This is a genomic window from Gordonia sp. PDNC005 (genome assembly GCF_016919385.1).
GTDB lineage: Bacteria > Actinomycetota > Actinomycetes > Mycobacteriales > Mycobacteriaceae > Gordonia.
This window is the reverse complement of the sequence record NZ_CP070351.1, coordinates 3,106,939-3,127,885: the sequence shown is the minus strand read 5'-3', so window position 1 is coordinate 3,127,885 and position 20,947 is coordinate 3,106,939. Positions and strand designations below refer to the sequence as shown.

Below are 20,947 nucleotides of genomic sequence, written 5' to 3'. Positions count from 1 at the left end.
GTCAGCAGCAACGGCGGCTCGTTCTGGTTCTGTCCGTCAGCTCTGCGCGAGAGCCTCGGCGCGCGGGCCGATCGCCGCGGTGACCGCAGCGAACTTCTCGACGAGTTCCTTGCCGAACATCAGTTTGACCAGTCCGGACACCGGACCGGTGATCTCGAAGTGCGAGTCGTAGCGGCTGCGTCCGGCGCCCAGGTCGACTACGGTGTGTCGACGCAGGCTGCGTACCGCGCCCATCGGCGCGGGCTTCATCGAGTACGCGAACGTCGTCCCCGGCGTCACGTCGACGATGTACTCACGCTTGTGCTTCAGGCCGCCGGGACCCAGCTCGAACCGCATGTCGATCGGATCGCCCGGAACCAGCGTCGAGGAGCACTCCACCTGGAACGGATTCCACTCACCGTACGAGTCGAAGTCGGTGAGAACCTTCCACACCACGTCGGCGGGAGCATTGATGGTGATAGAACTGTCGGTGACCAAAGGCATGACCGCATTCTAGAACACGTTCTAGAGCGTGGCTCGCTGCCTGCGCGAATACCGAGACCGCTAGGGGTCGAGGAGTTCGAGGCGCACGGCGAGGAGCCGGACCGGTCGATCGGGTCCGAGCGGTTCCTGATCGTGAAAAGCGTCCAGAAGGCCACGAGCGACGGCCACGATCTCGTCGAACGACGTCGTCGGCTCGGGGAGCTTGCGCATCTTGGTGCGCGTGTAGAAGGTCGACGTCCGGACGGTCAAGCCGATGCGGAACGGCATGCGCTCCTCGGCGATCGATTGGGCGAGTACGTCGCGAGTGAGGGCCTCGACGGCTTCGTGGAGGTCGTTGATGTCGGTGAGGTCGCGAGGGTAGGTGCGTGACTTCGAATGCGACTTCGCGATCCACGGCGACGTTGCGATCGAATCGTCGCCTCCACCGCGGCAGAGAACATACAGCCAGTTCCCCTGGCTGGGGCCGAAGATCGACACGAGATCCTCTCGGTCGACTGCGACGAGTTGGTCGACGGTGTCCACTCCGCGCTCGGCGAGCTTGGACGCGGTCTTCGGTCCCACGCTCCACAGATCCCGGCACGGACGTGGGCCCATGAGTGTCGGCCAGTTGGCGTCGTCCAATGCGAACACCCGTCGGTCGGGAGTCGCCTCGGGGTCGCGTACCGCGGCCTTGGCGAACCCGGCTGCCATCTTGGCGCGCTGCTTGTTGTCGGAGACGCCTAAGCAACAGTTGATGCCGGTCTGCTCGAACACGGAAGCGCGGATTCGATGTGCGAGGTCGACGGCGCCTGCGTCGTCGAGGGTCGGTGTCTGGTCGAATGGGTCGACTCCGATGTAGCCCTCGTCCCACCCCCATACTTCGACGGGATGGCCGAAACTGCGGATCACATCCATGACCTGCGATGACACTGCCTCATAGTGCGGCATGTCGAGCGGTAGGAACACGGCGTCGGGGCACTTACGTCTTGCCGCGGGCAGCGCGAGTCCGGCTCTCGCGCCGAGCGCACGTGCTTCGTAGGATGCGCATGTCACGACCTGCCGAGGTCTGGACGGGTCCCCGTCGCCGCCGACGATCACGGGCACCCCGACGAGCTCAGGCCGGCGAAGACGCTCCACCGACACCTGGAACTGGTCGAGGTCGATGTGGAGCAGACGCCTGAAGCGAGTCGTCGAAGGTTGCTCGGCCACGTTCTCAACTGTACGGCGGCAGAGGAGCATCGATCGGGCAACGGGCAGGTCACGACGGCTGTGGGCCGTCTATGTCCGGTTACGGTGGAGTTCATGTCCCCGAACTCAACAGTCACAACTGGGAAGGGGCGGTCCACGCCGACGCGCGTCCTGACAGCGGTGATGGCGGCGCTCGTGATACTCGGCCTGGCACCGTCGCTTCCGTCCGCCGCTGCCGCGCGAATCGTCGGGGTTGTACACCTGAACCCGACGACCGACCTCGTTTCGGTCTACTCGCCATCGATGCGTCGAGTGGTCCGCAACCACGTGTTGCATCCAGTCGGAAAGCCCGCCGGACTCCCCGCGTTCTACATGCTGCCGGGTGCCGGCGGTGCGGAGGACGGGATCTCCTGGTTCAACAGCGGCGGCGCTCCGCGCTTCTTCGCGGGAAAGCGTGTGAACGTGATCCTGCCGATCGGCGGTCGATTCTCGATGTGGACCGACTGGAACACAACCGACCCCGTCCTCGGTCGCAACAAGTGGGAGACCTACATCAACGACGAGTTGCCGTCGGCGATCGACAAGGCGTACCGCACCAACGGGGCGAACGCACTGTCCGGGGTGTCGATGTCCGCAGGCCCCGCCCTCGACATCGTCACGCATGCACCATGGCGCTACCGCGCCGTGGCCGCCTACTCGGGCTGCCCCGGCACGACCAGTCCCCTCGCGCAGGTGGCGAATACGGCGATCGTCACGCGTGGCGGCGGGAACGTCGCCAACATGTGGGGGCCGCCGGGCAGCGCACAGTGGTTCCGCCACGATCCCGTCGTCAACGCCTCCAAACTCCGTGGCAAGGCGATCTACCTGTCGGCCGGATCAGGTGTGCCCGGACCCGTCGACGGCAATCCGCTGATCAACGGCAGCGGGTTCGTGGGCGGAAACGTCATGGAGGCGATCGCGTTGAACTGCACCACGACGATGGCGAACCGGCTCGCGTCTCTCGGCATTCCTCGGACGTTCGTCCACCGTCCCGACGGCGTCCACACCTGGGGCCTGTTCCACGCCGACCTCGTCAGTTCGTGGCCGCTGATCGCCCGCGCGCTGGGTGTCCGCTGATCGGAGGAAGGGAGTCGCCGCTTGAGAATTTGAATCGCGGATACAGTGCGGACGTGGGCAACGAACCGAAGACGAGACCGACCGATGCAAGTGTCGACGCCTTTCTCGATGCTGTGGCGCCGGTCCGCAGACGCGCGGACGGGATGGTCCTCGCCGAGGTCTTCGCGGAGGTGACGGGTGTCGCGCCGGTCATGTGGGGTCCGTCGATGATCGGGTACGGCAGTTACCGATACGTCTCGCCGGCAAACCCGCGGACACGAGGCGACTGGCCGAAGGCGGCCTTCTCGCCGCGCAAGGCGAGCCTGTCGCTGTACGGGCTCAAGGATCTGCCCGAGGGCGCCGCCTTGCTCCCCGAACTCGGGATTTTCACCGAGGGAGCGGGTTGTGTGTACGTGAAGAAGCTCGACGACATCGACCTGACAGTGCTCCGCAGACTCATCGCCATCGCGTGGTCGAGGTCGGACGACACGGTGTAGACGCTTCGAGCAGGGAAGTGCGTTGGTTCGACGAGCGGGTGGGGTGCGCCGGCTATCTCTTCGGACGGGGACGGTCGAATTCGGCGACGACCGCGGTCTGGCCACGATCGACCGCATGCTGGCGTGGCGTCACTCCGTCGAAATCGCCGATCGAGGGATCGGCTCCGGCGTCGAGGAGCTGCCGCACCGCATCGACGTGGGCGACGTCGCCGTCGCCGAGGACAACGGCCTCCAACAGCGCCGTCCACCCCGACTTGTTGACGACATCGAGCGGGACGCCCGCCTTGATCAGGATTGAGATCGTCGAGGTGTGCGCATGCTCGGAGGCGGGGATCAGCGCCGTGCCTCCGTACCGATTGAGGCTGGTCACGTCGGCTCCGTGCCGGAGAGTCCCCTCCAGAATCGTGTCGAAGCCCTCGGCACCCGCGTACAGAAAAGCGGAGTCCTGGAGGTCGTCCTTGGCATTCGGGTCGGCGCCGGCGTCGAGCAGCGCTAGCGCACTCGCCGCGTCGCGGTTCTTGGTCGCAGCGACGAGCGGTGTTCGTCCGTTCGCGCCTCTCGACTCGAGATCTGCACCGTCGGCGATGGCCTTGTGCACTTCGGCGACGTCGCCGTTCGACGCTGCGACGTGCAGTCGTGCAGTCGCCGCGGGGTTGACGCGTGCGGACGACTGAGGCCGACCGATCGATGCGGGAGTGCTTGACGACGCGGCGGCAGACCTGGTCGTCGTTGTTCCCGCGGTCGAGGCGTCGGACGCCGTGTCGTCGGATCCGGCGCACCCGGCCAGAGCGGTCACGGCGACGGCCGCTGCAGCGGCGACAGACAATCGCGCCGAACGCGGCGGTGTCATCACAGCGTCACTCCCGCCGCACGTGCGTGCAGTGCACGCAGGTCCGCGGCGAACTCAGAGATCGGGCCGGTGACCGCGACGCCCGGTGCGACCTCGCGAATCGACAGTGGAGCCACCGGCGACGCCGGCAAGTTCCACTCGGCGCGCCAGCCCGTGAGCTGTGCAGTGCTGCCTGCGTAGACGATTCGACCGAGCCCGACCCATGCGTGGGCAGCGGCGCACATCGCGCAGTGCTCGCCGGAGGTGTACGTGACCGACGCGACACGTTGTTCGGGAGTCATATTCGCCACGGCCCACTCGACGAGGGTCAGCTCGGGGTGCCTGGTGGAATCGCCTCCCGACACGCGGTTCCGGTCCTCGAACACGATGTCGCCGTCGGCGTTCACGAGCAGGGAACCGAACGCTTCGTCTCCGGCGTCGACGGCTTCCCGAGCGAGTTCGACGCAGCGTCGGAGATGAGCGACATCGGTGGGAGTCAGAGTCATGCGGGGGAGTTTATCGGCGAAGCCTGAGCGGATTCAGCACCTTCCTTGGCGGAGGGGACGGGTTCAGCGAGGGACGCGGAGGGCGGTCAGGGATGCGTCGGGATCGAGATCCAGGCCGATGCGATCCCATTCGACGCCGATGTCGACGACGGCATATGCCGATGTGGGGAACTCGTCGATCGTCCCCGCCGGATCGAGGGTCAACGCGGTCTCCGGCATGCCCGGGAAGTGGCCGACTACGAGCAGAGTCGATGCGTCCGACGGTGCGTACACCCGGATCGTCTCGAACAGCTCGTCCGGAGTGCACCCGTAGATCGCTGAGAGGTACTCGGTCGGTGCGTCGATACCGGTTCGCTCGAGGGTCTGACGGGTGCGTTCGGCCGTTGAGCAGAGCACGGCGTCGACGGTCAGGCCGTCCCCACGGATCCAGTCGCCTGCGAGAGCGGCCTGCCGGCGGCCTCTGTTGTTGAGCGGTCGGTCGTGGTCCGGCACGCCGAGCGGGTAATCGCTCTTTCCATGACGAAGCAGAACCAGTGTCCGGCTCATGCCGCGCCTGCGGTGCGGTGCAGCAACGGATCGGCGGCCATGGTCCGCAGAATCTGGGCGGTCGCACGCCAGGCAGCACTCTCCTGCGAGTAGTAGCCGTGAGCATCGAGGTCTCCCTCCACAGCAGCGTCGTCGGCCAGTTCGGCCAACTCGAGGTGCTCGTCGTAGCACCGGGTGATCAGGCCCTGCAGTCGGTCGCCACGGCACGCGTCGGCGATGTCGGCGGTGCTCAGCGTCATCAGACGTTCCAGATCATCGTGGTACATGACCTCACGGTAGAACCGACGTCCGACATTTTCGACCAGGCGCGCGGTCCGAGTCGATCGGACAGCGGACGGCAGTTGAAATCACCGTGCGCGCATCCGTACCCGGCGCGAGCTCTCGTATCTACGGTCGACGGCATGACGACTACAGAGATCAGCCCCACCCACAGCATCCCGGCGACCGGCACCAAGCTCAACACCATCGCGGCGCAGACGGCGGACGCCGTCGCATCCAAGCCGGCAAACGCGGTCGCTGTGTTCGCGGCATCGGCGACGGCCGGGGAGGGCGTGTCCAGTGACATCGGCATCCGCTCGTTCAGCGTCTCCGTCGACGAGCCGCCGACGCTCGGCGGCGGCGACACCGCACCCAACCCCGTCGAGTTCTACCTCGCGTCGCTGCTGTCCTGCCAGGTCGTCACCTACCGGTTCTGGGCGGAACGTCTCGGCGTCGAACTCAGCTCGCTCACACTGCACGCCGAGGGTGATCTCGACGTGCGAGGCTTCTTCGGTCTCGACGACGACGTGCGGCCGGGATTCACCCAGGTGCGCGTCACGGTCGACGTCGCCGGACCCGACGCGCCCGAACGGTACCGAGAGCTGCAGGACGTCGTCGACAAGCACTGCCCTGTGCTGGATCTCACGCAGCGGAGCACCCCAGTCGCCACAGAACTGCGCATCGCCGGTGCCTGATTCGGTGACACTCGTCGCTGTGACCCGGTTGCACGGCGCGAGCGGGCACCGCTGACCGATACGCTTGAGGGGATGCATACCTGGGCCCCCGCGCTGTTGGCCACCGCCGCGGCACTGCTGATCGCCGGAGGCACCGTGCTGAGGCAGCGGTCCTCCGCGTCGAGCGGCGCGATCACCCGGGGCTGGTGGATCGGTGCGGGGATCGCTCTCGCCGGGTTCAGTCTGCAGGCCAGCGCACTTGGTCTCGGATCGATCCTGCTGGTGCAGCCGCTCGTCGTGTTGGCCGTCCTCTTCGCGCTTCCCTTGGAAGCGTGGGCCGACCACCGGCACCCGCACGCCAACGAATGGATGTGGGGGGCGGTGCTCGTCTCCTGCGTGGTGGCGTTCCTCCTGATCGCCAGGCCCGTCGCCACCGACCGTCGGCCTCAAGTGGTGGTCATGGGGATAACGATCGGTGCGATCATCGCGGGCCTCATCGCCCTGGTGGCAGTGGCTGAGCGCAGCTGCAACCGACACCATAAAGCGTTGTACTACGGACTCGCGTCCGGCGCGCTGTTCGGAGTGTCGGCCGTGCTGATCAAAGCGGTGACCTTTCGGATCATCGACGATCCGCTGTCGGTGTTGACCAAGTACGAGGTGTACCTGCTTGTCCCGGTGATAGTCCTCGCCGTGGTCGCTCAACAACGCGGATTCGGTTCCGGCGATCTGCAGACGTCGTTCCCTGCGATGAACGTGATGGAACCGGCCGTCGCGATGATCCTGGGCGTTGTGCTGCTCGGGGAGAACATCAGGGTGGGTCTCCCGGCCACGATCCTTCTCGGCCTGATCCTCGGTCTGTCAGTCGTGGCCGTGGTGAAATTGGCGAAACACGCAGCAATCCGCGGTGACCAACGTGTGTCGGTCGCCGCGGATTCGCTGGTATGAGGGGCCGATCAGCCCGCGTTGATGACGGCCTTCAGGTTCTCTGCCCAAGCCTCGGCAGCCTTTGCGGGCTTCTCCGCGCTCGACGCGTCATGGCGGTAGTGCTCGCCGACCTCGATGGCGCCCAGAGCGACAAGCTTCTCGGCCATGATCTCGCCGCCGCGATTGAACGTGTCGTCGTACACGGTGTCGCCGAGACCGAACACCGAGAAACGCATCCCGGCGAGATCAGGCTTGTCCTCATCGAGTTCATCGGCGAACGGGAGCGCGCTGGACGGCAGCTCACCCTCGCCGTACGTCGAGCAGACGACAACGAGGAAGTCTGAAGGATCGAGATCCTCAGCCGAGTACTCGGCCATGTCGTAGATCGCCGGATCGTGGTCGGCGGCCAGCACGTCAGCGATCGCGTCGGCGACGAGTTCGCCGGTACCGGTCTCGGTGCCGTAGAGGATGACTGCTGCCATGGTCGGGATCTCCTGGAGTTGAGGGGGAACGACGCAGAATACGGTAGCGTAACCAACCCTCTCGGTCGAATCTCCGACCAGGGACTTTAGCCCCGGTCGCAGGACTCAGTTGAGCTTCCAGTGGTCGTTCTCGGGCTTGTCGGTCACGACGTAGATGACTCGCCCGGTCTGTCCCATATCGTCGGTCACTGCGCAGTCGAACTGGGAGTTCTCTGGTTGTGCTTTGACGCCGGTCCCGCAGTCCACCTGCACCGGGCCGACTTTTGCACTGACTGCCGACGTCAGTTCTCTCGAGACGGCGGGCAGGGTGACCAGGCGGTCCAACGTGACGTATCTGACGTCTCCGGAGTCGCTGGTGACAGTGACCTCGACGCGGATGTCGGCATCGGACACCTTCGCGATGCACTGGAATGTGGAGTCGACGGCTGGGTCGTCCCCCGGGTCGTCGCACGTGATCGAGTCCACTTTCTGGCCGATAGTCGTGTACTGCGCGTCCAGTGTCTTGGTGATCTCGCTCTTCAATTTGTCCTGGTCGATCGGCGAGCCTCCGACGGACACGCTGCACGAGACGATGAATGGAACGGCGACCAGCGCCGACAGGGCGAGAGCTCGCATGTTGTTCATACCTTGGACGGTAGAAGTCGATACACGGACTCGGGACGTGATCCACCGATGCATCACACGATCGAATGACTCCGCCGGGCGAGGTGGGTCGAGTGGAGCGTTGCCGCTTTTCAGAGGCTAAGCTGAGGTTCCCTATTAATGGAAAGGTGCACGGACGTGGACTGGAGTTCGTTCTGGGGTGTGCTGTGGTACACCATCCTGGTTTTTGCATTCGTCGCTTACCTGATTGTTCTGTTCCAGGTCCTGACCGACCTGTTCCGCGACCACACGCTGAGTGCCGGTTACAAGGTTCTGTGGATCATCGGTCTGGTCGTCCTGCCGTACCTGACGGCATTCGTGTACGTCATCGCACGCGGCAAGGGCATGACCGAGCGCAGCCGTGCGACGGCCGTCGCCGTCGACCGCGCGAACCAGGAGTACATCCGCAATGCCGCAGGCAAGGCGTCTCCTGCAGAGCAGATCGCGACCGCGAAGTCGCTGCTCGATGCGGGCGTCGTCTCGCAGGAGGAGTACGAGTCGCTCAAGGCGAAGGCGCTCGCATCCTGAACTGAGAGTTCTCTCGCTCGAACGGCGATTCCCGCACTGCGGGGATCGCCATTCTGCATTCGGCAGCCCCGTCGTTCAACCGTATGTCGTGAAACAGTCGACAGTCCGTGACGACGGCTAGTCTTGATCCATCGACTCACATATCTGGGCTCGCGGGAGGGGACGGCATTGGCGACGCGAATCGACAGCTGGGTATGGGCGATCCGGCTGACGAAGACTCGTTCGGCCGCGGGCGCAGCGTGCCGCGCAGGCCATGTCCGTTTGAACGGCGCCACCGCCAAGCCGTCGGCACAGGTCGCGATCGGCGACCGCGTGACCTACCGTGTGGGAGGGCGTGAACGGATCGTCGAGGTGACGGGCCTGATCAGCAAGCGAGTCTCGGCGCCGGTCGCTGCCGAGAACTACATCGATCACAGCCCGCCGCCGCCCCCGCGGGAGGTGATCGCGGCGATCCCGCGCCGCGACGCAGGCGCAGGCAGGCCGACCAAACGGGAACGCCGTCAACTCGATCAGTTCCGCACGGGGACGTTTCTCACGATCGTCGCCGCGCTCTTCGCACTCCTACTGAGCGCGTGCGGAAGTGATTCGTCATCCGACGCCGAGAACACTCCGGAACCGAAGACGGGGACGGGCCCCGACTTCGAACGCTGCGGCGGGCTGACGACGTCAGACGTCATCCGTATGACCACTGTGCAGGGGCTCAAGCTAGCGGTCGAGAATCCGTCGACCTGCGAATGGCGGATCGATTCGACTCGAAATCCGACCGTCTCGTTCAACTGGTACCGCGGATCGCCGATCGGTCGGGAGCGGGGAACCGAACAACTGTCGCGTGACCTGACTCAGGACATCACCATCGCCGGCCAGTCGGGGTTCATCGCGCACGCGGGCAGCATCTGCGAGATAGGCGTCGGTTGGGAGGCCGACTTCATCGAGATCTCATTCGCCGGACCATCAGTGAACGGGCAGTCCATCCTGACGTCGGACAAGGTGTGCGAGGGGACGAAGGCGCTCGCCACGTTTGTCGTGAAGGGAGCGCAATGACGAGCCCACTGAGGCGTGCGACGGCTGTCGCTGCGCTCGCGATGGCGGCGACCCTCGGGGTGGCATCATGCACTGTCGAGGGGACCCCGGTCCGTCCGGGGCGGGACATCGGAACCGACACCGGTCGTGTGGACACCGACAAGTTCGAGAGGCTTCTCGAAGAATGCGACATCCTGTCCGCCGTGCAGATCGGGAAAGCGGTCGGAGGGAGCATCGCTGATCCCGGCTTCTACGGCGCCAACTGTCGGTGGCTCGTGGCGTCGAAGAGCGGCGTCGTGAATGTGATGTTCAACTGGTTCGAGTGGGGCTCCTTCGCTCACGAGAAGGACACCGCCAAGCGTCTCGACTTCACCACGGAGAACATCCAGGTCAGGAGTACCGCCGCGTTCACCGCGCGCGATCCGAAACGTCCGGGCGTCTGCGGGGTGACGGCGAAGGCCCCGAGCAGCGGTGTCTACACCTGGTGGGTGGAGCCCGAAGCCGCACCGGCCGACGATGCCTGCGCTGCCCCGATCAAACTGATGGAACTCATCCTCAGCGGTTCGTACTGACCTCTCCGCTCGGCTCTACTCAAGGAGTAGCGGCGGCCGGGATCTTTGCGACGGAGACGGCGGCCGCGGTGACCAACGCGCCGTCATCGGCTGGGATCAGCATCCACATCAGAAGGCAGTCGCCGTCGCGGGTGCGACGAACAGTGATCGGTGTGCCCGGTGTGACGGGCCGCAGGTACTCGATGACCGCACGGTGCGGGCCATCGAGCAGATCGGGGTGATCGACGAGTTCGTCCTCGACCGCTTCGAAGTACGCGGCGTTGTTGAGATGGCGAAACGGATCGAAGTCGGTGATCCGCAAGACGTGTTCACGATCGGGGAGCGCTACCTCAGACGCCTCCGGCGCCACGCCTGGATTCATCGCCTTCCATCGGAGACGGTGCTCGTCGGTCATCGCCGTCAGCGTCGTCATCGCGGTGTCGCTGATCCTGGCGGGCATGCCGGACTCGGTCATGTTGATCCAGAACGCGTTCGTCTCGATGTGCCCGTTCGGACGGGGATCGGGATTGAAGCGGTTGGTCTGCGACGTCCCGCGGATGCTCACTCGCATATCCGTCCACCGGGTCGACAGTGCGCCGCACCAACGTTCCACTTCGAAGTCGGACGGCCAGGTCAGCGGCTCGATCACGTCGATGACAGTGCGGCGGATGATCCAGAAGGGGTCGGTGTCCGCGAAGTCGGTGATCGCGATGTTGTCGTTCGCGACGTCCTGCAGGTAGCGGGCGACGCCATCGAGCCGAACACGCATCTCCTGATCGATGTCGCCGGTCCGGACACGGTAGTCGGCGGCGTAGAACTGCGCGCCGTCCTTGCGGACCGTCATCGGCTCGTACTCGTATGGTGTGCTCACTGGCCGGGTCCCCCTCGTGTCGCGGGCGGGCGTGTGACGGTGGTCGCTCTTCCGGTGGGCAGCTAGGCTAGGCTCAAGGCAAAACTAGAACACGTTCACCTGTGGCTTGCAGCTACCCGGCCGACGGAGGAAGACCGATGGCGCACGTAATCACCCGCCCCTGCTGTAATGACGGTACCTGCGTAGCAGTCTGCCCGGTCAACTGCATTCATCCGACGCCGGACGAACCGGACTTCCTCACTGCGGAGATGCTCTACATCGACCCGGACACGTGCATCGACTGCGGCGCATGTGTGGACGAATGCCCCGTGAACGCGATCTTCCCCGACGATCAGCTCGAAGCAAAAGACGAGCCGTACCTGCAGATCAACGCCGACTACTACAAGGACCACGACGTCGAGGGCGGTCTTGTCCGGCATCCGAAGCCTCCGCAGTTGCCAGAAGGTCAGGAACTGCGCGTCGCGATCGTCGGTGCCGGCCCCGCAGCGTTCTACGCCGCGGAGGAACTGGTCAAGAAGCGCCAGATCCACGTCGACATGTTCGATCGACTGCCCACCCCGTACGGTCTCGTCCGAGCCGGTGTCGCGCCGGACCATGCGAAGACCAAGGGTGTCGAATCGACGTTCGGCACAGTGGAGAAGAAGCGGAACTTCACCTACCACCTCAACGTCGAGGTCGGCACGCACATCACCGGCGACGAGCTCCGCGAGCGCTACGGCGCGGTTCTGTACGCGGTCGGAGCACCGCACGATCGTCGTCTGGGCATCGAAGGCGAGTACCTCGACGGATCGATCGCGGCCACCGACTTCGTCGCCTGGTACAACGGTCACCCCGACTACACGGACCACACGTTCGACCTTTCGGCCGAACGCGCCGTCGTGATCGGGAACGGCAACGTCGCGCTCGACGTCGCGCGCATCCTCGTCAGTGACCCGGACCAGTTGGCTCGCACCGACATCGCCGACCACGCGCTCGAGGCGCTGCGTGCTTCGTCGGTCCGGGAAGTCGTCGTCATGGGGCGCCGCGGCATCGAACACGGCGCATTCACCAACAGTGAGTTCCTTTCGTTGACCGAACTCGACGGCGTCGACATCGTGATGCCGGACGAGCTCGTCCTGTCCGCCGACGCCGAGGCCGCCGAGGCCGACGGGTCGCTCGATTCGGTGATCGCCACCAAGGTGCGCTTGGCTCGCGAGTTCGCCGACCGACCGCGAGGTGGCGACCGCCGCATCGTCTTCGAGTTCCTCACGTCGCCGACGTCGATCGTCGGCTCCGACGGCGTCGAGAAGGTCGCATTCGTGCGCAACCGCTACATCGACGACGGCAAGATCGAGGCCACCGACGAGACCGGCGAGGTCGACGCCGGGATGGTGGTTCGTTCGGTCGGATACCGGGGACGTCCGGTCCCGGGTCTGCCATTCGATGACGACCGCGCAGTGGTCCCCAACGACGACAGTCGTGTGCTCGACGCACCCGGCGGCGCAGTGGTGCCCGGCCTGTACGTCGCAGGCTGGATCAAGCGCGGGCCGACCGGCGGCATCGGCCGCAACCGGTATTGCGGCGAGGAGGCGGCGAAAGCGATCATCGCCGACTTCGCCGACGGCACCGTCACCAACCCGGACCTCGACGCATCCGACGTGGTCGAACTCGTGACCTCCCGGGGTGCGCATCGCGTCGACCTCGACGGATGGAAGGCCATCGACGCCGTCGAACGCGACGCGGGCAAGCAGGCCGGCCGTCGACGGGTGAAGCTGGTGACCGTGGAAGCACTCGAAGCCGCGGCGCACGTCTCCGCCGACTCGTGACCGGCGAGCCCGCTCGCAACAGCGAGGCCTTGCGCATCGCGCTCCTGTCGTACCGCAGCAAGCCGCATTGCGGTGGGCAGGGAGTGTACGTCCGGCACCTGTCGCGGGAACTCGCGCTGCTCGGGCACGATGTCGAGATATTCTCCGGTCAGCCGTATCCCGAACTCGATCAGGCGGCGCTCGACGCCGGGGTCACCCTGACGAAGGTGCCGAGCCTGGACCTGTACGGCGAGCCCGATCCGTTTCGAACCCCGAAGCTGCGGGAGTTCCGTGACTGGATCGACTGGATCGAAGTGGCAGCCATGTGGACCGCGGCGTTCGGCGAACCGCTCACCTTCAGCCTGCGAGCCGCCCGGCTGCTTCGCTCACGACGAGCCGACTTCGACGTCGTCCACGATAATCAGTGCCTCGGGTACGGACTCCTCGCGATCAAACGCGCCGGGTTCCCGCTGGTCGCGACCATCCATCATCCGATCACACAGGACCGAGCGTTGGCAGTGCGGGCCGCGAAGGGGCTGAAGAAGATCAGTGCATGGCGGTGGCATTCTTTCCTGGCCATGCAGGGCCGTGTCGCGCGCCGGATCCCGTCGCTGTTGACGGTCTCGCGCAGCAGCGACCAGGACATCCGGCAGGCGTTCAGAGTTTCCGACGACGCCATCGCCACAATCCCGCTCGGCGTCGACACCACAGTGTTCGCGCCCCGCGCAGAGCGAATCCCCGGCCGGATCGTGTGCATCGCAAGCGCCGACGCGCCACTCAAGGGTGTGTCGTATCTGCTCGAGGCGGTCGCGAAGGTCGCCGCCGAACGGCACGTGGAACTGACCCTGGTGTCCAGGCTCGACCCGGACGGACCGTCCGCGCGACTGATCGACGACCTGGCGATCACCGACAAGGTGTCCGTGGTGTCGGGCATCGACGACGACGAACTCGCCGCACTGCTCGCCGGAGCGCAGATCGCGTGTGTGCCGTCGCTGTACGAGGGGTTCTCGCTGCCGGCCGTTGAGCACATGAGTTGCGGTACCCCGCTGGTCGCCACCCGTGCCGGAGCGATCCCGGAAGTCGTCGGCGAGAACGAAGAGGCCGCGATCCTCGTCGAACCCGGCGACGCGGGTGCGCTCGCCGAGGCGTTCACCCGGCTGTTGGACGATCCGGACCTCCGTGCACGCCTGGGCGCAGGCGGCCGCGAGCGCGTTCGTGCCCAGTTCAGCTGGTCCGCGGTCGCCGCCGCCACGGCCGAGCGGTACCGCGCCGCGATCCGATCCACGCAGGGAGAAATGCCATGCTGACTGTCGACTTCGATCGACTCAAGGTGGGCCCAGGTATCCGCGCCATCGACATCGGTGCGGGTCAGGGGCGTCATTCGTACGAGATGCTGCGGCGCGGCGCCGATGTGATCGCCTTCGACCAGAACGAGAAGGACATGTCCGACGTCTCGGAGATGTTCGGCGCCCTCGTCGCTGCAGGAGAGGTTCCGGCCTCGGGCAACGCGAGGACGCAGGTAGGCGATGCCCTCGGCCTGCCGTACGCCGACGCATCGTTCGACGTGGTCCTGATGTCGGAGATCCTCGAGCACATCCCCGACGACGAAGCCGCCATCGCCGAGATGGTCCGCATCCTGAAGCCGGGCGGTCTGGCGGCGGTGACCGTTCCGCGGTTCTGGCCCGAGAAGATCTGTTGGGCGTTGTCGGACGAGTATCACGAAGTCGAGGGCGGTCACGTCCGGATCTACCGTGAGTCGGAGCTGGCCGACAAACTGGCGGCCGCTGGGCTCGAGGTGACGGGCAGCGGGCACGCGCACGCGCTGCACGCACCGTACTGGTGGCTCAAATGTGCCGTCGGTGTCGACAACGACGAGAATCCGCTGGTCCGGGGCTATCACAAGATGTTGGTCTGGGACATGATGAGCAAGCCGTGGGTCACCCGCGTCGGCGAGCAGGTGCTCAATCCGATCGTCGGCAAGTCCGTGGCCATCTACCTGCGTAAACCCGCATAGGTCATGGGCGTTCCTTTCGTCGACGGTGTCGTCGACCCTCGCGCGGTCCGCGCGACCGGCGCGGCGATCGCGGCGATGCAGGAATCGTCCGGTGCTCTCCCGTGGTTCCCCGGGGGCAAGACCGACCCGTGGGACCACGTCGAATCGGCGATGGCCCTGTCCGCGACCGGGTTTCGCGCCGAAGCGGAGAACGCGTACGAGTGGTCCCGCCGAACACAGCGCAGCGACGGGTCGTGGCCGATGGAGTTGCGGGGCGGGGACATCGTCGACCCGGGCGTCGACAGCAATTTCTGCGCCTACCTCGCCGTCGGGGTGTGGCACCACTTCCTGATCGTGGACGACGCCGCGTTTCTGCGGCGGATGTGGCCGACGGTCCGCGCAGGCGTGGATCGCACGATGGTCTTCGCGCGCGACGACGGTGCCTTCCGGTGGGCGGCGGACCACCAGACCGGAGACATGTTCGACAACGTGCTGATCACCGGCAACGCCAGCATCCACTCCTCGCTGCGGTGCGCGATCGAGATCGCGCGGATCCTCGACGAACCCGCGGAGCACTGGACCCGTGCCGCCGATCGCCTCGCCGCGGTGTTCGATCGGTGGATGGGGGACCGGTCGGTTCTTGATTCCGCGTCGAACCATTCGATGGACTGGTACTACCCGGTCCTCGGCGGGGTGGTTCGCGGTGATTCCGGGCGCGAGTTGATCGACGATCGCTGGTCCGACTTCGTTGTCGACGGACTCGGCGCGCGTTGTGTGGACGATCATCCGTGGGTCACCGGCGCGGAGACGTGTGAGCTGGCGATGGCCGTGGAGTCGCTGGGCGACGTGGACCGCGCGGCCCGTCTAGTCGAGTCGATGCAGCATCTGCGCGACGACGACGGGTCGTACTGGACCGGGCTCGTCTTCTCTGACGGGAAGCGCTGGCCGGTGGAGCAGAGCTGCTGGACGTCGGCCGCGGTGGTGCTGGCCGCAGACGCCATCAGTCGTGCGACGCCAGGCAGTGGGATCTTCCGCGACATCGATCGCGGGGGTGTCGTTTCAGGTGTTCCGCGACTACGATAGACGTATTGGACAAGTGTCTAGTCTGTCGTCCAGATTGACGTCGGGCGCCATCACGTAAGGAGAATCCGTGGACTTCGGAATCGTGCAGTTCACCAGCGACCGTGGCCTCCGGCCGCACGAGCTCGCGCCGCTCATCGAGGATGCGGGCTTCGACGCTTACTACGTTCCCGAGCACAGTCACATTCCGACCAAGCGGGAGGCCGCGCACCCGCGAACCGGCGACGAGACGCTTCCGGACGAGCGGTACACCCGCACCCTCGACCCGTGGACGTCGTTGGCCTCGGCCGCCGCGGTGACATCACGCATCGAACTCTCCACCGCCGTCGCGCTGCCGGTCCAGTCCGACCCGTTGACCCTCGCGAAGACCATCGCCACCCTCGATCACCTCTCGGGTGGTCGCATCGCGCTGGGCGTCGGCTTCGGATGGAACCTCGACGAACTGTCCGATCACCACGTCCCCGCAGGCCGCCGCAGGACGATGCTCCGCGAGTACCTCGAAGCCATGCGCGCACTGTGGACGCAGGACGAGGCCGAGTACCACGGCGAGTTCGTCGAATTCGGCCCGAGCTGGGCGTTCCCGAAGCCGTCGCGTCGGATCGACGTCACTGTCGGAGCAGCGGGCAACGAGAAGAACTTCAAGTGGATCGCCCGAAGCGCCGACGGCTGGATCACCACACCCGGTGAGACCGACATCGACGACTCGGTCCGTCTCCTGCGGCAGATCTGGACGGATGCCGGCCGCGACGGACAACCGCAGGTGGTGGCCCTCGACATGCGTCCAGACGCCGACCGCCTCGCGCGCTGGCGTGACCTCGGCGTCACGCGCGTCCTCTACGGTCTCCCCGACAAGGACGCCGACACCGCCCGCGCCTACCTGCAGAAACTCGCAGGAAAACTAGGTCTCTGACCTCCTGCCCAGCTCGTGCGCTCACTGTTCGTCGAGCGAGCGGAGCGAGTCGAAGCGGCGTGACGTGACTTCGTCGGCGACCGCAACGAGCAGTAAGCGGTAGGTCAGTTGCGCTGGAGGACGCGGAGGGAGCCGTGGACTGCGACTTCGGTGAAGAGACCGGAGTCGAGAGCCTGGCAGTAGATCTCGTACGGGGGACGGCCGCCGTCTGCGGGGTCCGGGAACACGTCGTGGATGAGCAGCGCGCCGCCGGCACGTACCCATCCTGCCCAACCGTCGTAGTCGTTCTGTGCCGCCTCCATCGAATGTCCGCCGTCGATGAACACGAAGTCGGCCTCGCGGCCCCACACGCGCGCCGCCGTCGTCGACGGCGCCACCACGCCGAGCACCGTCTGCTCCAACTTCGCGTCGAACATAGTCCGGCGAAAGCGGGCCGCCGTGTCGAGGAGCCCGGCGTGGGCGTCGACCAGTGTGGTGTCGTGGTACTCCCAGCCCGGCTGGTGCTCCTCGGACCCGCGATGGTGATCGACCGTCACGACCAGCGCGCCGTGGCGCTCGGCGGCGTCCCCCAGATAGACGGTCGACTTTCCGCAGTACGTTCCGATCTCGATTCCCAGACCGACCGAATCCAGTTGGGACAGATAATGATCCGCTACAGCATGGAGTGCATCGGCCTCGTCCGCCGGCATGAATCCCGGGGCCTCGTCGGCGACGGAGCGGCGGTCGTCGGGCAGCGTGGAGGACCGTGTGGGTGAAGACATGAATCGATCGTACGGGTGGCGCGGATAACAGCTACCGTGAAACCCATGAAGGCTCAAGTGATTGTCAGCGAGACCGGCCCGACCGGACTCGAACTCCAGGACGTTGCGGCCCCGCAGGCCGCTCCGGGGCAGTACGTCGTCGATGTCCGGTCGTGTGGAGTGTGCTTCCCCGACCTGCTGATGAGCCAAGGCAAGTACCAGCTGCGTCCGCCGCTGCCATTCACTCCCGGCACCGAGGTGGCGGGCGTTGTCACCACCGCGCCCGAGGGCGGTTCGTACCAGGTGGGCGACCGAGTGGTCGTCGCGTCGATGCTCGGCGGCTTCGGAGAACAGGTCGCGGTTGTCGAGCAGCAGCTCTACCCGTTGCCCGACGTGCTGTCGTTCGACGAGGGCGCCGCACTCGGCATCAACTTCCAGACTGCGCTGTTTGCGCTCAAGCTGCGCGCGCAGACCGCGCCCGGTGAAGTCGTCGCCGTCCTCGGATCGGCTGGCGGGGTCGGAGTCGCTTCGATCCTCGTCGCGAAGGCGATGGGAGCCAAGGTGATCGCGGTTGTGCACCGCACCGGCCAGGAGGGCATGCTTCGTGCGCTCGGCGCCGACGAAGTGGTCCAGCTGGCCGACGGGTGGAAGGACAAGGTTCTCGAACTGTCCGACGGAGGTGTCGACGTCCTGATCGACCCGGTCGGCGGGGAGGTGTTCGACGAGGCGCTCCGCACCGTGGGGGCGGACGGTCGTTATGTCGTCATCGGTTTCGCGGCGGGTGGGATCCCCACCGTCAAACTGAACCGTGTCCTGTTCCGGAACATCTCCGTGGTCGGAGCGGCGTGGGGTGAGTACATCCGCACACATCCGGACGTTCCCGGGCTGCTCCACGACGAGCTCGTCGAGATGATCGAGGCCGGGATGCGGCCGCCGGTGAATCATCTCTACTCGCTGGAGGATCTGCCGACCGCGCTCACCGACCTCGCCGAAGGGCGCGTGAAGGGCAAGGCTGTCATCCGAGTCTCGGAGTAGTCGATCGTGTCTTCTCCAAACCAGGTCAGGGAAAGCTGAGGTCGAGCTTCTCCCACGACAATTCGCGGTAGGCGGAGTCGTCGCCTGCAATCCATCCGTGGATCGCGGCGGCGACCTGCTCCGACGACGCGACCTCGGTTCCGTAGTGTTCATCGGCCGACCCCGCCCGGTACTCGAGCGCAAACGCGCCACGACCCAGACGCTGAGTCTGCACGTAGACGTTCGTGGCGGTCTCGACGATGAAGAAGTCGTCCACATCGAGACGCGACACGACGTGGTCGACGAGGTCGGGACTGACCACCGGATACCTGCTGTCCCCATTCGCCGTGACAGCTGCCGGGATCGACGTCCGGGGATCGAGAACAACCCCGTTCTGCGGATCGCACACCACAAAACCCGCCGCGAACGCGAGTGGGAGAACTAGTGCCCTGGCCTCCTCGACGAGTGAGTAGGGGGACGGCACGAACACGCAGTCGCGCTGCGCGCTGATGGGCTTGACCGACAGGACGCCGTCGCCGTCGAGGACGTCGTCCGCCGCATTGATCACCCCCGCCAGCCGCGCCGCGAGCGGCGTGGCATCACCACCGGTAGTCGCGATGACCGTCTCGCCGTACACCAATGCGGCCGACGGGGACGTGCACTCGTCGGCCGGAATCAACCAGAGGTCGTAGCTCATGTGCCGACAGTAACTGTGCGCGGTGTTGAGAGGGTGCCGACCTTGTCATTCAGCCGACAGAGGCGGAGGCCGTCTCAACACGTCCTAGCGCAGGTCGGAACTGTGCCGCCGGATTCGAAGGGTACGGCGTTCGTCCGACCGGCGTCAGGGCGTCAAGGCACGCCGATCGACCAGGTCGGGAGAGCAATCGCGTCTGCCGTGCAGTCCGACCGAGCGACGGATTTGTGCCAGACAGGTCGGATACTCCCGTCAATATCCCCATACCTCGAGAATGTGATGGGCATCACGATACTGTCCGTCTCTAAGTCGAACGGAGGGCGCGTCGCTCGCAGCCTCCAGGCGGCTTCGGCGAACCGCGAGATCCCTCGCGGCTCAGGTCGACCTCCCACCTTTGAAGGGGCTCGTTTTGAACTCATCACGCACATTCCGGCGAACGCTCCGATCCGCGGCCGTCATCACCGCCGTCGGCGCGCTTGTCGCTGGCGGACTCACCGCGTGCTCGTCCGACTCCGACAACAGTGCAGCGAGCAGCGGACCGACTATTGAGCTGACCGAGAAGGCGGCGACCGGCGAGGCGATCAAGATCGGTGTCATCAGCTCGGAAGGCGGGCCGGTGTCTGCTCCGGCGCCGCGTGAGGCTGCCGAGGCCGCCGTTCGATACCTGAACGACAACGCGGGCGGCATCAACGGCCACAAGATCGACCTCGTGGTCTGCAAGCAACACGAGGAAGCGGCGTCGGCGACCGCCTGTGCAAACGAGATGGTCGAGAAGAAGGTCGCTGCGGTGATCAGCCCGTTCAGTTCGATGGGCGCCGTCATCGGACCGATCATCGCGGGAGCGAAGATCCCCTACATCTCGCAGGCGCCCGTGTCGGCGATCGAATACGGTCTGCCCGGCGCGTACATGCTCTCCGGCGGCGGCTACGCAGTGCTCGCAGGGCAGGCCGCGCATGCGGCCAAGAACAAATATAAGAAGGTGACGGTGATCATCGGTGACACCGGCGACGCAGCGGCGTCGATCGGCAAGCTCGGCGGCATGATCTTCAAGCAGGTCGGCGTCGAGTTCAAGGTCGTCACCGTCCCCACGTCCACGGCCGACGTGGTGCCCGTCATCACCGCAGGCCTGGCCGACAAGCCGGACGCCGTGTCGATCCTCGGGGACGCCAAGCAGTGCATCACTGCGATCAAGGCCCTCGAGACCGTGGCACCCGACACCAAGAAGTACCTGATCACCAGCTGCCTCGACACCAATGTCACGGATGCGACGGGCGAAGAGGCGATCGAGGGTTCGGTCGCGTTCACAACAGTGAATCCGTTGACCGACGATCCGACAGTCAACCTGTTCCGCAGTGTGCTCGCGAAGTATTCGCCCTCGACCGATATCCGCGGACTCGCGTATCTCGGCTACCAGCCAATCATGTCGATCGCCGAGGCGGGCAAGGCCCTCCCCGCGGGCCCGGTCACGGCCGAGCAGATCCACGGCATTCTGAAGGGCGCCAAGGATCTCCCGGTTCCGGCGGCACCCGGCCTGACCTTCACGTGTGACGGCAAGCAGGTTCCGCAGATGCCGACCCTGTGCGGAAAGTCGATCCTCGTGAGTGACATCGGGGCCGCCATGGCCTTCGAGAACACCGTCGTAGAGAACAAGTAAGCATC

General features: G+C 65.8%; 25 protein-coding genes. 14 read left to right on the top strand and 11 right to left on the bottom strand.

From position 1 onward, the window contains the following. Nucleotides 1–36 precede the first annotated feature (36 nt). Nucleotides 37–483 carry an SRPBCC domain-containing protein gene (locus JVX90_RS14990; RefSeq protein WP_205329505.1) on the bottom strand — a complete coding sequence of 149 codons (447 nt, stop codon included), beginning with the start codon at nt 481–483 and terminating at the stop codon, nt 37–39. 60 nt (nt 484–543) lie between these two features. Next, nucleotides 544–1,701 (bottom strand): DNA polymerase IV, encoded by a 1,158-nt coding sequence (locus JVX90_RS14985; protein ID WP_205329504.1) that lies wholly within the window; start codon nt 1,699–1,701, stop codon nt 544–546. 63 nt (nt 1,702–1,764) lie between these two features. Here JVX90_RS14985 and JVX90_RS14980 point away from each other — a divergent pair, with 63 nt between their 5' ends. Together JVX90_RS14980 and JVX90_RS14975 are read left to right on the top strand one after the other, a co-directional pair. Beyond that, entirely contained in the window at nt 1,765–2,766 is a 1,002-nt protein-coding gene (locus tag JVX90_RS14980) for an alpha/beta hydrolase family protein (protein WP_336818832.1), read from the top strand. 53 nt (nt 2,767–2,819) lie between these two features. After that, nucleotides 2,820–3,242 carry a DUF1801 domain-containing protein gene (locus JVX90_RS14975; protein WP_240193918.1) on the top strand — a complete coding sequence of 141 codons (423 nt, stop codon included), beginning with the start codon at nt 2,820–2,822 and terminating at the stop codon, nt 3,240–3,242. A gap of 52 nt (nt 3,243–3,294) precedes the next feature. Here the strand turns inward: JVX90_RS14975 and JVX90_RS14970 are convergent, their stop codons facing one another. The 4 genes from JVX90_RS14970 to JVX90_RS14955 all read right to left on the bottom strand — a co-directional run bounded on the left by JVX90_RS14970 (nt 3,295) and on the right by JVX90_RS14955 (nt 5,389). Next, entirely contained in the window at nt 3,295–4,092 is a 798-nt protein-coding gene (locus JVX90_RS14970) for an ankyrin repeat domain-containing protein (protein WP_205329502.1), read from the bottom strand. Then, nucleotides 4,092–4,571, bottom strand: a complete 480-nt coding sequence (locus JVX90_RS14965; RefSeq protein ID WP_205332444.1) for a nucleoside deaminase — start codon at nt 4,569–4,571, stop codon at nt 4,092–4,094. Before JVX90_RS14965 ends, JVX90_RS14970 begins: the two co-directional genes overlap by 1 nt. A 69-nt stretch (nt 4,572–4,640) precedes the next feature. Next, nucleotides 4,641–5,123 (bottom strand): histidine phosphatase family protein, encoded by a 483-nt coding sequence (locus JVX90_RS14960; protein ID WP_205329501.1) that lies wholly within the window; start codon nt 5,121–5,123, stop codon nt 4,641–4,643. Next, a complete protein-coding gene (locus JVX90_RS14955; RefSeq protein WP_240193917.1) occupies nt 5,120–5,389 on the bottom strand; it encodes a hypothetical protein in 270 nt (89 codons plus the stop codon). Before JVX90_RS14955 ends, JVX90_RS14960 begins: the two co-directional genes overlap by 4 nt. Before the next feature lie 168 nt (nt 5,390–5,557). Between JVX90_RS14955 and JVX90_RS14950 the strand changes: the two genes are divergently transcribed. Further along, entirely contained in the window at nt 5,558–6,076 is a 519-nt protein-coding gene (locus tag JVX90_RS14950; RefSeq protein ID WP_205332442.1) for an OsmC family protein, read from the top strand. 72 nt (nt 6,077–6,148) lie between these two features. Continuing rightward, entirely contained in the window at nt 6,149–7,000 is an 852-nt protein-coding gene (locus JVX90_RS14945; protein WP_205329500.1) for a DMT family transporter, read from the top strand. A gap of 8 nt (nt 7,001–7,008) precedes the next feature. Here JVX90_RS14945 and JVX90_RS14940 read toward each other — a convergent pair whose 3' ends face one another. Together JVX90_RS14940 and JVX90_RS14935 are read right to left on the bottom strand one after the other, a co-directional pair. Beyond that, nucleotides 7,009–7,461 (bottom strand): flavodoxin domain-containing protein, encoded by a 453-nt coding sequence (locus JVX90_RS14940; RefSeq protein WP_205329499.1) that lies wholly within the window; start codon nt 7,459–7,461, stop codon nt 7,009–7,011. Nucleotides 7,462–7,566: 105 nt separating this feature from the next. Then, nucleotides 7,567–8,085 (bottom strand): DUF4333 domain-containing protein, encoded by a 519-nt coding sequence (locus JVX90_RS14935; RefSeq protein ID WP_205329498.1) that lies wholly within the window; start codon nt 8,083–8,085, stop codon nt 7,567–7,569. 156 nt (nt 8,086–8,241) lie between these two features. Here JVX90_RS14935 and JVX90_RS14930 point away from each other — a divergent pair, with 156 nt between their 5' ends. The 3 genes from JVX90_RS14930 (at nt 8,242) to JVX90_RS14920 (ending at nt 10,223) form a co-directional block, all read left to right on the top strand. Then, nucleotides 8,242–8,631 (top strand): SHOCT domain-containing protein, encoded by a 390-nt coding sequence (locus JVX90_RS14930; protein WP_008381659.1) that lies wholly within the window; start codon nt 8,242–8,244, stop codon nt 8,629–8,631. Nucleotides 8,632–8,799: 168 nt separating this feature from the next. Then, nucleotides 8,800–9,672, top strand: coding sequence for a DUF3558 family protein (locus JVX90_RS14925; protein WP_205329496.1), 873 nt, complete (start codon nt 8,800–8,802; stop codon nt 9,670–9,672). Beyond that, nucleotides 9,669–10,223, top strand: coding sequence for a DUF3558 domain-containing protein (locus JVX90_RS14920; protein ID WP_205329495.1), 555 nt, complete (start codon nt 9,669–9,671; stop codon nt 10,221–10,223). Before JVX90_RS14925 ends, JVX90_RS14920 begins: the two co-directional genes overlap by 4 nt. Before the next feature lie 19 nt (nt 10,224–10,242). Here JVX90_RS14920 and JVX90_RS14915 read toward each other — a convergent pair whose 3' ends face one another. Further along, complete coding sequence (locus JVX90_RS14915; protein WP_205332441.1) at nt 10,243–11,046, bottom strand: acyl-ACP thioesterase domain-containing protein; 804 nt, start codon at nt 11,044–11,046, stop codon at nt 10,243–10,245. 164 nt (nt 11,047–11,210) lie between these two features. On the opposite strand from JVX90_RS14915, the gene JVX90_RS14910 reads away from it, so the two are divergent. The 5 genes from JVX90_RS14910 (at nt 11,211) to JVX90_RS14890 (ending at nt 16,840) form a co-directional block, all read left to right on the top strand. Continuing rightward, nucleotides 11,211–12,878: an FAD-dependent oxidoreductase gene (locus tag JVX90_RS14910; RefSeq protein WP_205329494.1), complete on the top strand. Its 1,668-nt coding sequence runs from the start codon at nt 11,211–11,213 to the stop codon at nt 12,876–12,878. A 29-nt stretch (nt 12,879–12,907) separates the two neighbouring features. Then, complete coding sequence (locus JVX90_RS14905) at nt 12,908–14,164, top strand: glycosyltransferase family 4 protein (protein ID WP_205332440.1); 1,257 nt, start codon at nt 12,908–12,910, stop codon at nt 14,162–14,164. After that, entirely contained in the window at nt 14,158–14,871 is a 714-nt protein-coding gene (locus JVX90_RS14900; RefSeq protein WP_205329493.1) for a class I SAM-dependent methyltransferase, read from the top strand. The genes JVX90_RS14905 and JVX90_RS14900 overlap by 7 nt, the downstream gene beginning before the upstream one ends. A 3-nt stretch (nt 14,872–14,874) precedes the next feature. Next, nucleotides 14,875–15,933, top strand: coding sequence for a prenyltransferase (locus JVX90_RS14895; RefSeq protein ID WP_205329492.1), 1,059 nt, complete (start codon nt 14,875–14,877; stop codon nt 15,931–15,933). A gap of 67 nt (nt 15,934–16,000) precedes the next feature. Beyond that, nucleotides 16,001–16,840 (top strand): LLM class F420-dependent oxidoreductase, encoded by an 840-nt coding sequence (locus tag JVX90_RS14890; protein WP_205329491.1) that lies wholly within the window; start codon nt 16,001–16,003, stop codon nt 16,838–16,840. A gap of 104 nt (nt 16,841–16,944) precedes the next feature. Here the strand turns inward: JVX90_RS14890 and JVX90_RS14885 are convergent, their stop codons facing one another. Beyond that, on the bottom strand, nt 16,945–17,601 hold the full coding sequence (locus JVX90_RS14885) for a class I SAM-dependent methyltransferase (protein WP_205329490.1): 657 nt from the start codon (nt 17,599–17,601) through the stop codon (nt 16,945–16,947). Between the two features lie 45 nt (nt 17,602–17,646). On the opposite strand from JVX90_RS14885, the gene JVX90_RS14880 reads away from it, so the two are divergent. Beyond that, a complete protein-coding gene (locus tag JVX90_RS14880; protein ID WP_205329489.1) occupies nt 17,647–18,615 on the top strand; it encodes an NADPH:quinone oxidoreductase family protein in 969 nt (322 codons plus the stop codon). A gap of 25 nt (nt 18,616–18,640) precedes the next feature. On the opposite strand, the gene JVX90_RS14875 is transcribed toward JVX90_RS14880, so the two are convergent. Continuing rightward, nucleotides 18,641–19,291: a hypothetical protein gene (locus JVX90_RS14875; RefSeq protein WP_205329488.1), complete on the bottom strand. Its 651-nt coding sequence runs from the start codon at nt 19,289–19,291 to the stop codon at nt 18,641–18,643. Nucleotides 19,292–19,697: 406 nt separating this feature from the next. Here JVX90_RS14875 and JVX90_RS14870 point away from each other — a divergent pair, with 406 nt between their 5' ends. Next, nucleotides 19,698–20,942 (top strand): ABC transporter substrate-binding protein, encoded by a 1,245-nt coding sequence (locus tag JVX90_RS14870; protein ID WP_205329487.1) that lies wholly within the window; start codon nt 19,698–19,700, stop codon nt 20,940–20,942. The last annotated feature ends 5 nt before the right edge of the window (nt 20,943–20,947 follow it).

Coding starts and splice junctions, on each gene's coding strand:
- JVX90_RS14895 (WP_205329492.1), top strand. CDS start 14,875: ATGGGCGTTCCTTTCGTCGACGGTGTCGTCGACCCTCGCGCGGTCCGC.
- JVX90_RS14875 (WP_205329488.1), bottom strand. CDS start 19,291: ATGAGCTACGACCTCTGGTTGATTCCGGCCGACGAGTGCACGTCCCCG.
- JVX90_RS14990 (WP_205329505.1), bottom strand. CDS start 483: ATGCCTTTGGTCACCGACAGTTCTATCACCATCAATGCTCCCGCCGAC.
- JVX90_RS14960 (WP_205329501.1), bottom strand. CDS start 5,123: ATGAGCCGGACACTGGTTCTGCTTCGTCATGGAAAGAGCGATTACCCG.
- JVX90_RS14880 (WP_205329489.1), top strand. CDS start 17,647: ATGAAGGCTCAAGTGATTGTCAGCGAGACCGGCCCGACCGGACTCGAA.
- JVX90_RS14910 (WP_205329494.1), top strand. CDS start 11,211: ATGGCGCACGTAATCACCCGCCCCTGCTGTAATGACGGTACCTGCGTA.
- JVX90_RS14980 (WP_336818832.1), top strand. CDS start 1,765: ATGTCCCCGAACTCAACAGTCACAACTGGGAAGGGGCGGTCCACGCCG.
- JVX90_RS14935 (WP_205329498.1), bottom strand. CDS start 8,085: ATGAACAACATGCGAGCTCTCGCCCTGTCGGCGCTGGTCGCCGTTCCA.
- JVX90_RS14945 (WP_205329500.1), top strand. CDS start 6,149: ATGCATACCTGGGCCCCCGCGCTGTTGGCCACCGCCGCGGCACTGCTG.
- JVX90_RS14970 (WP_205329502.1), bottom strand. CDS start 4,092: ATGACACCGCCGCGTTCGGCGCGATTGTCTGTCGCCGCTGCAGCGGCC.
- JVX90_RS14885 (WP_205329490.1), bottom strand. CDS start 17,601: ATGTCTTCACCCACACGGTCCTCCACGCTGCCCGACGACCGCCGCTCC.
- JVX90_RS14900 (WP_205329493.1), top strand. CDS start 14,158: ATGCTGACTGTCGACTTCGATCGACTCAAGGTGGGCCCAGGTATCCGC.
- JVX90_RS14915 (WP_205332441.1), bottom strand. CDS start 11,046: ATGACGGTCCGCAAGGACGGCGCGCAGTTCTACGCCGCCGACTACCGT.
- JVX90_RS14955 (WP_240193917.1), bottom strand. CDS start 5,389: ATGTACCACGATGATCTGGAACGTCTGATGACGCTGAGCACCGCCGAC.
- JVX90_RS14940 (WP_205329499.1), bottom strand. CDS start 7,461: ATGGCAGCAGTCATCCTCTACGGCACCGAGACCGGTACCGGCGAACTC.
- JVX90_RS14920 (WP_205329495.1), top strand. CDS start 9,669: ATGACGAGCCCACTGAGGCGTGCGACGGCTGTCGCTGCGCTCGCGATG.
- JVX90_RS14985 (WP_205329504.1), bottom strand. CDS start 1,701: ATGCTCCTCTGCCGCCGTACAGTTGAGAACGTGGCCGAGCAACCTTCG.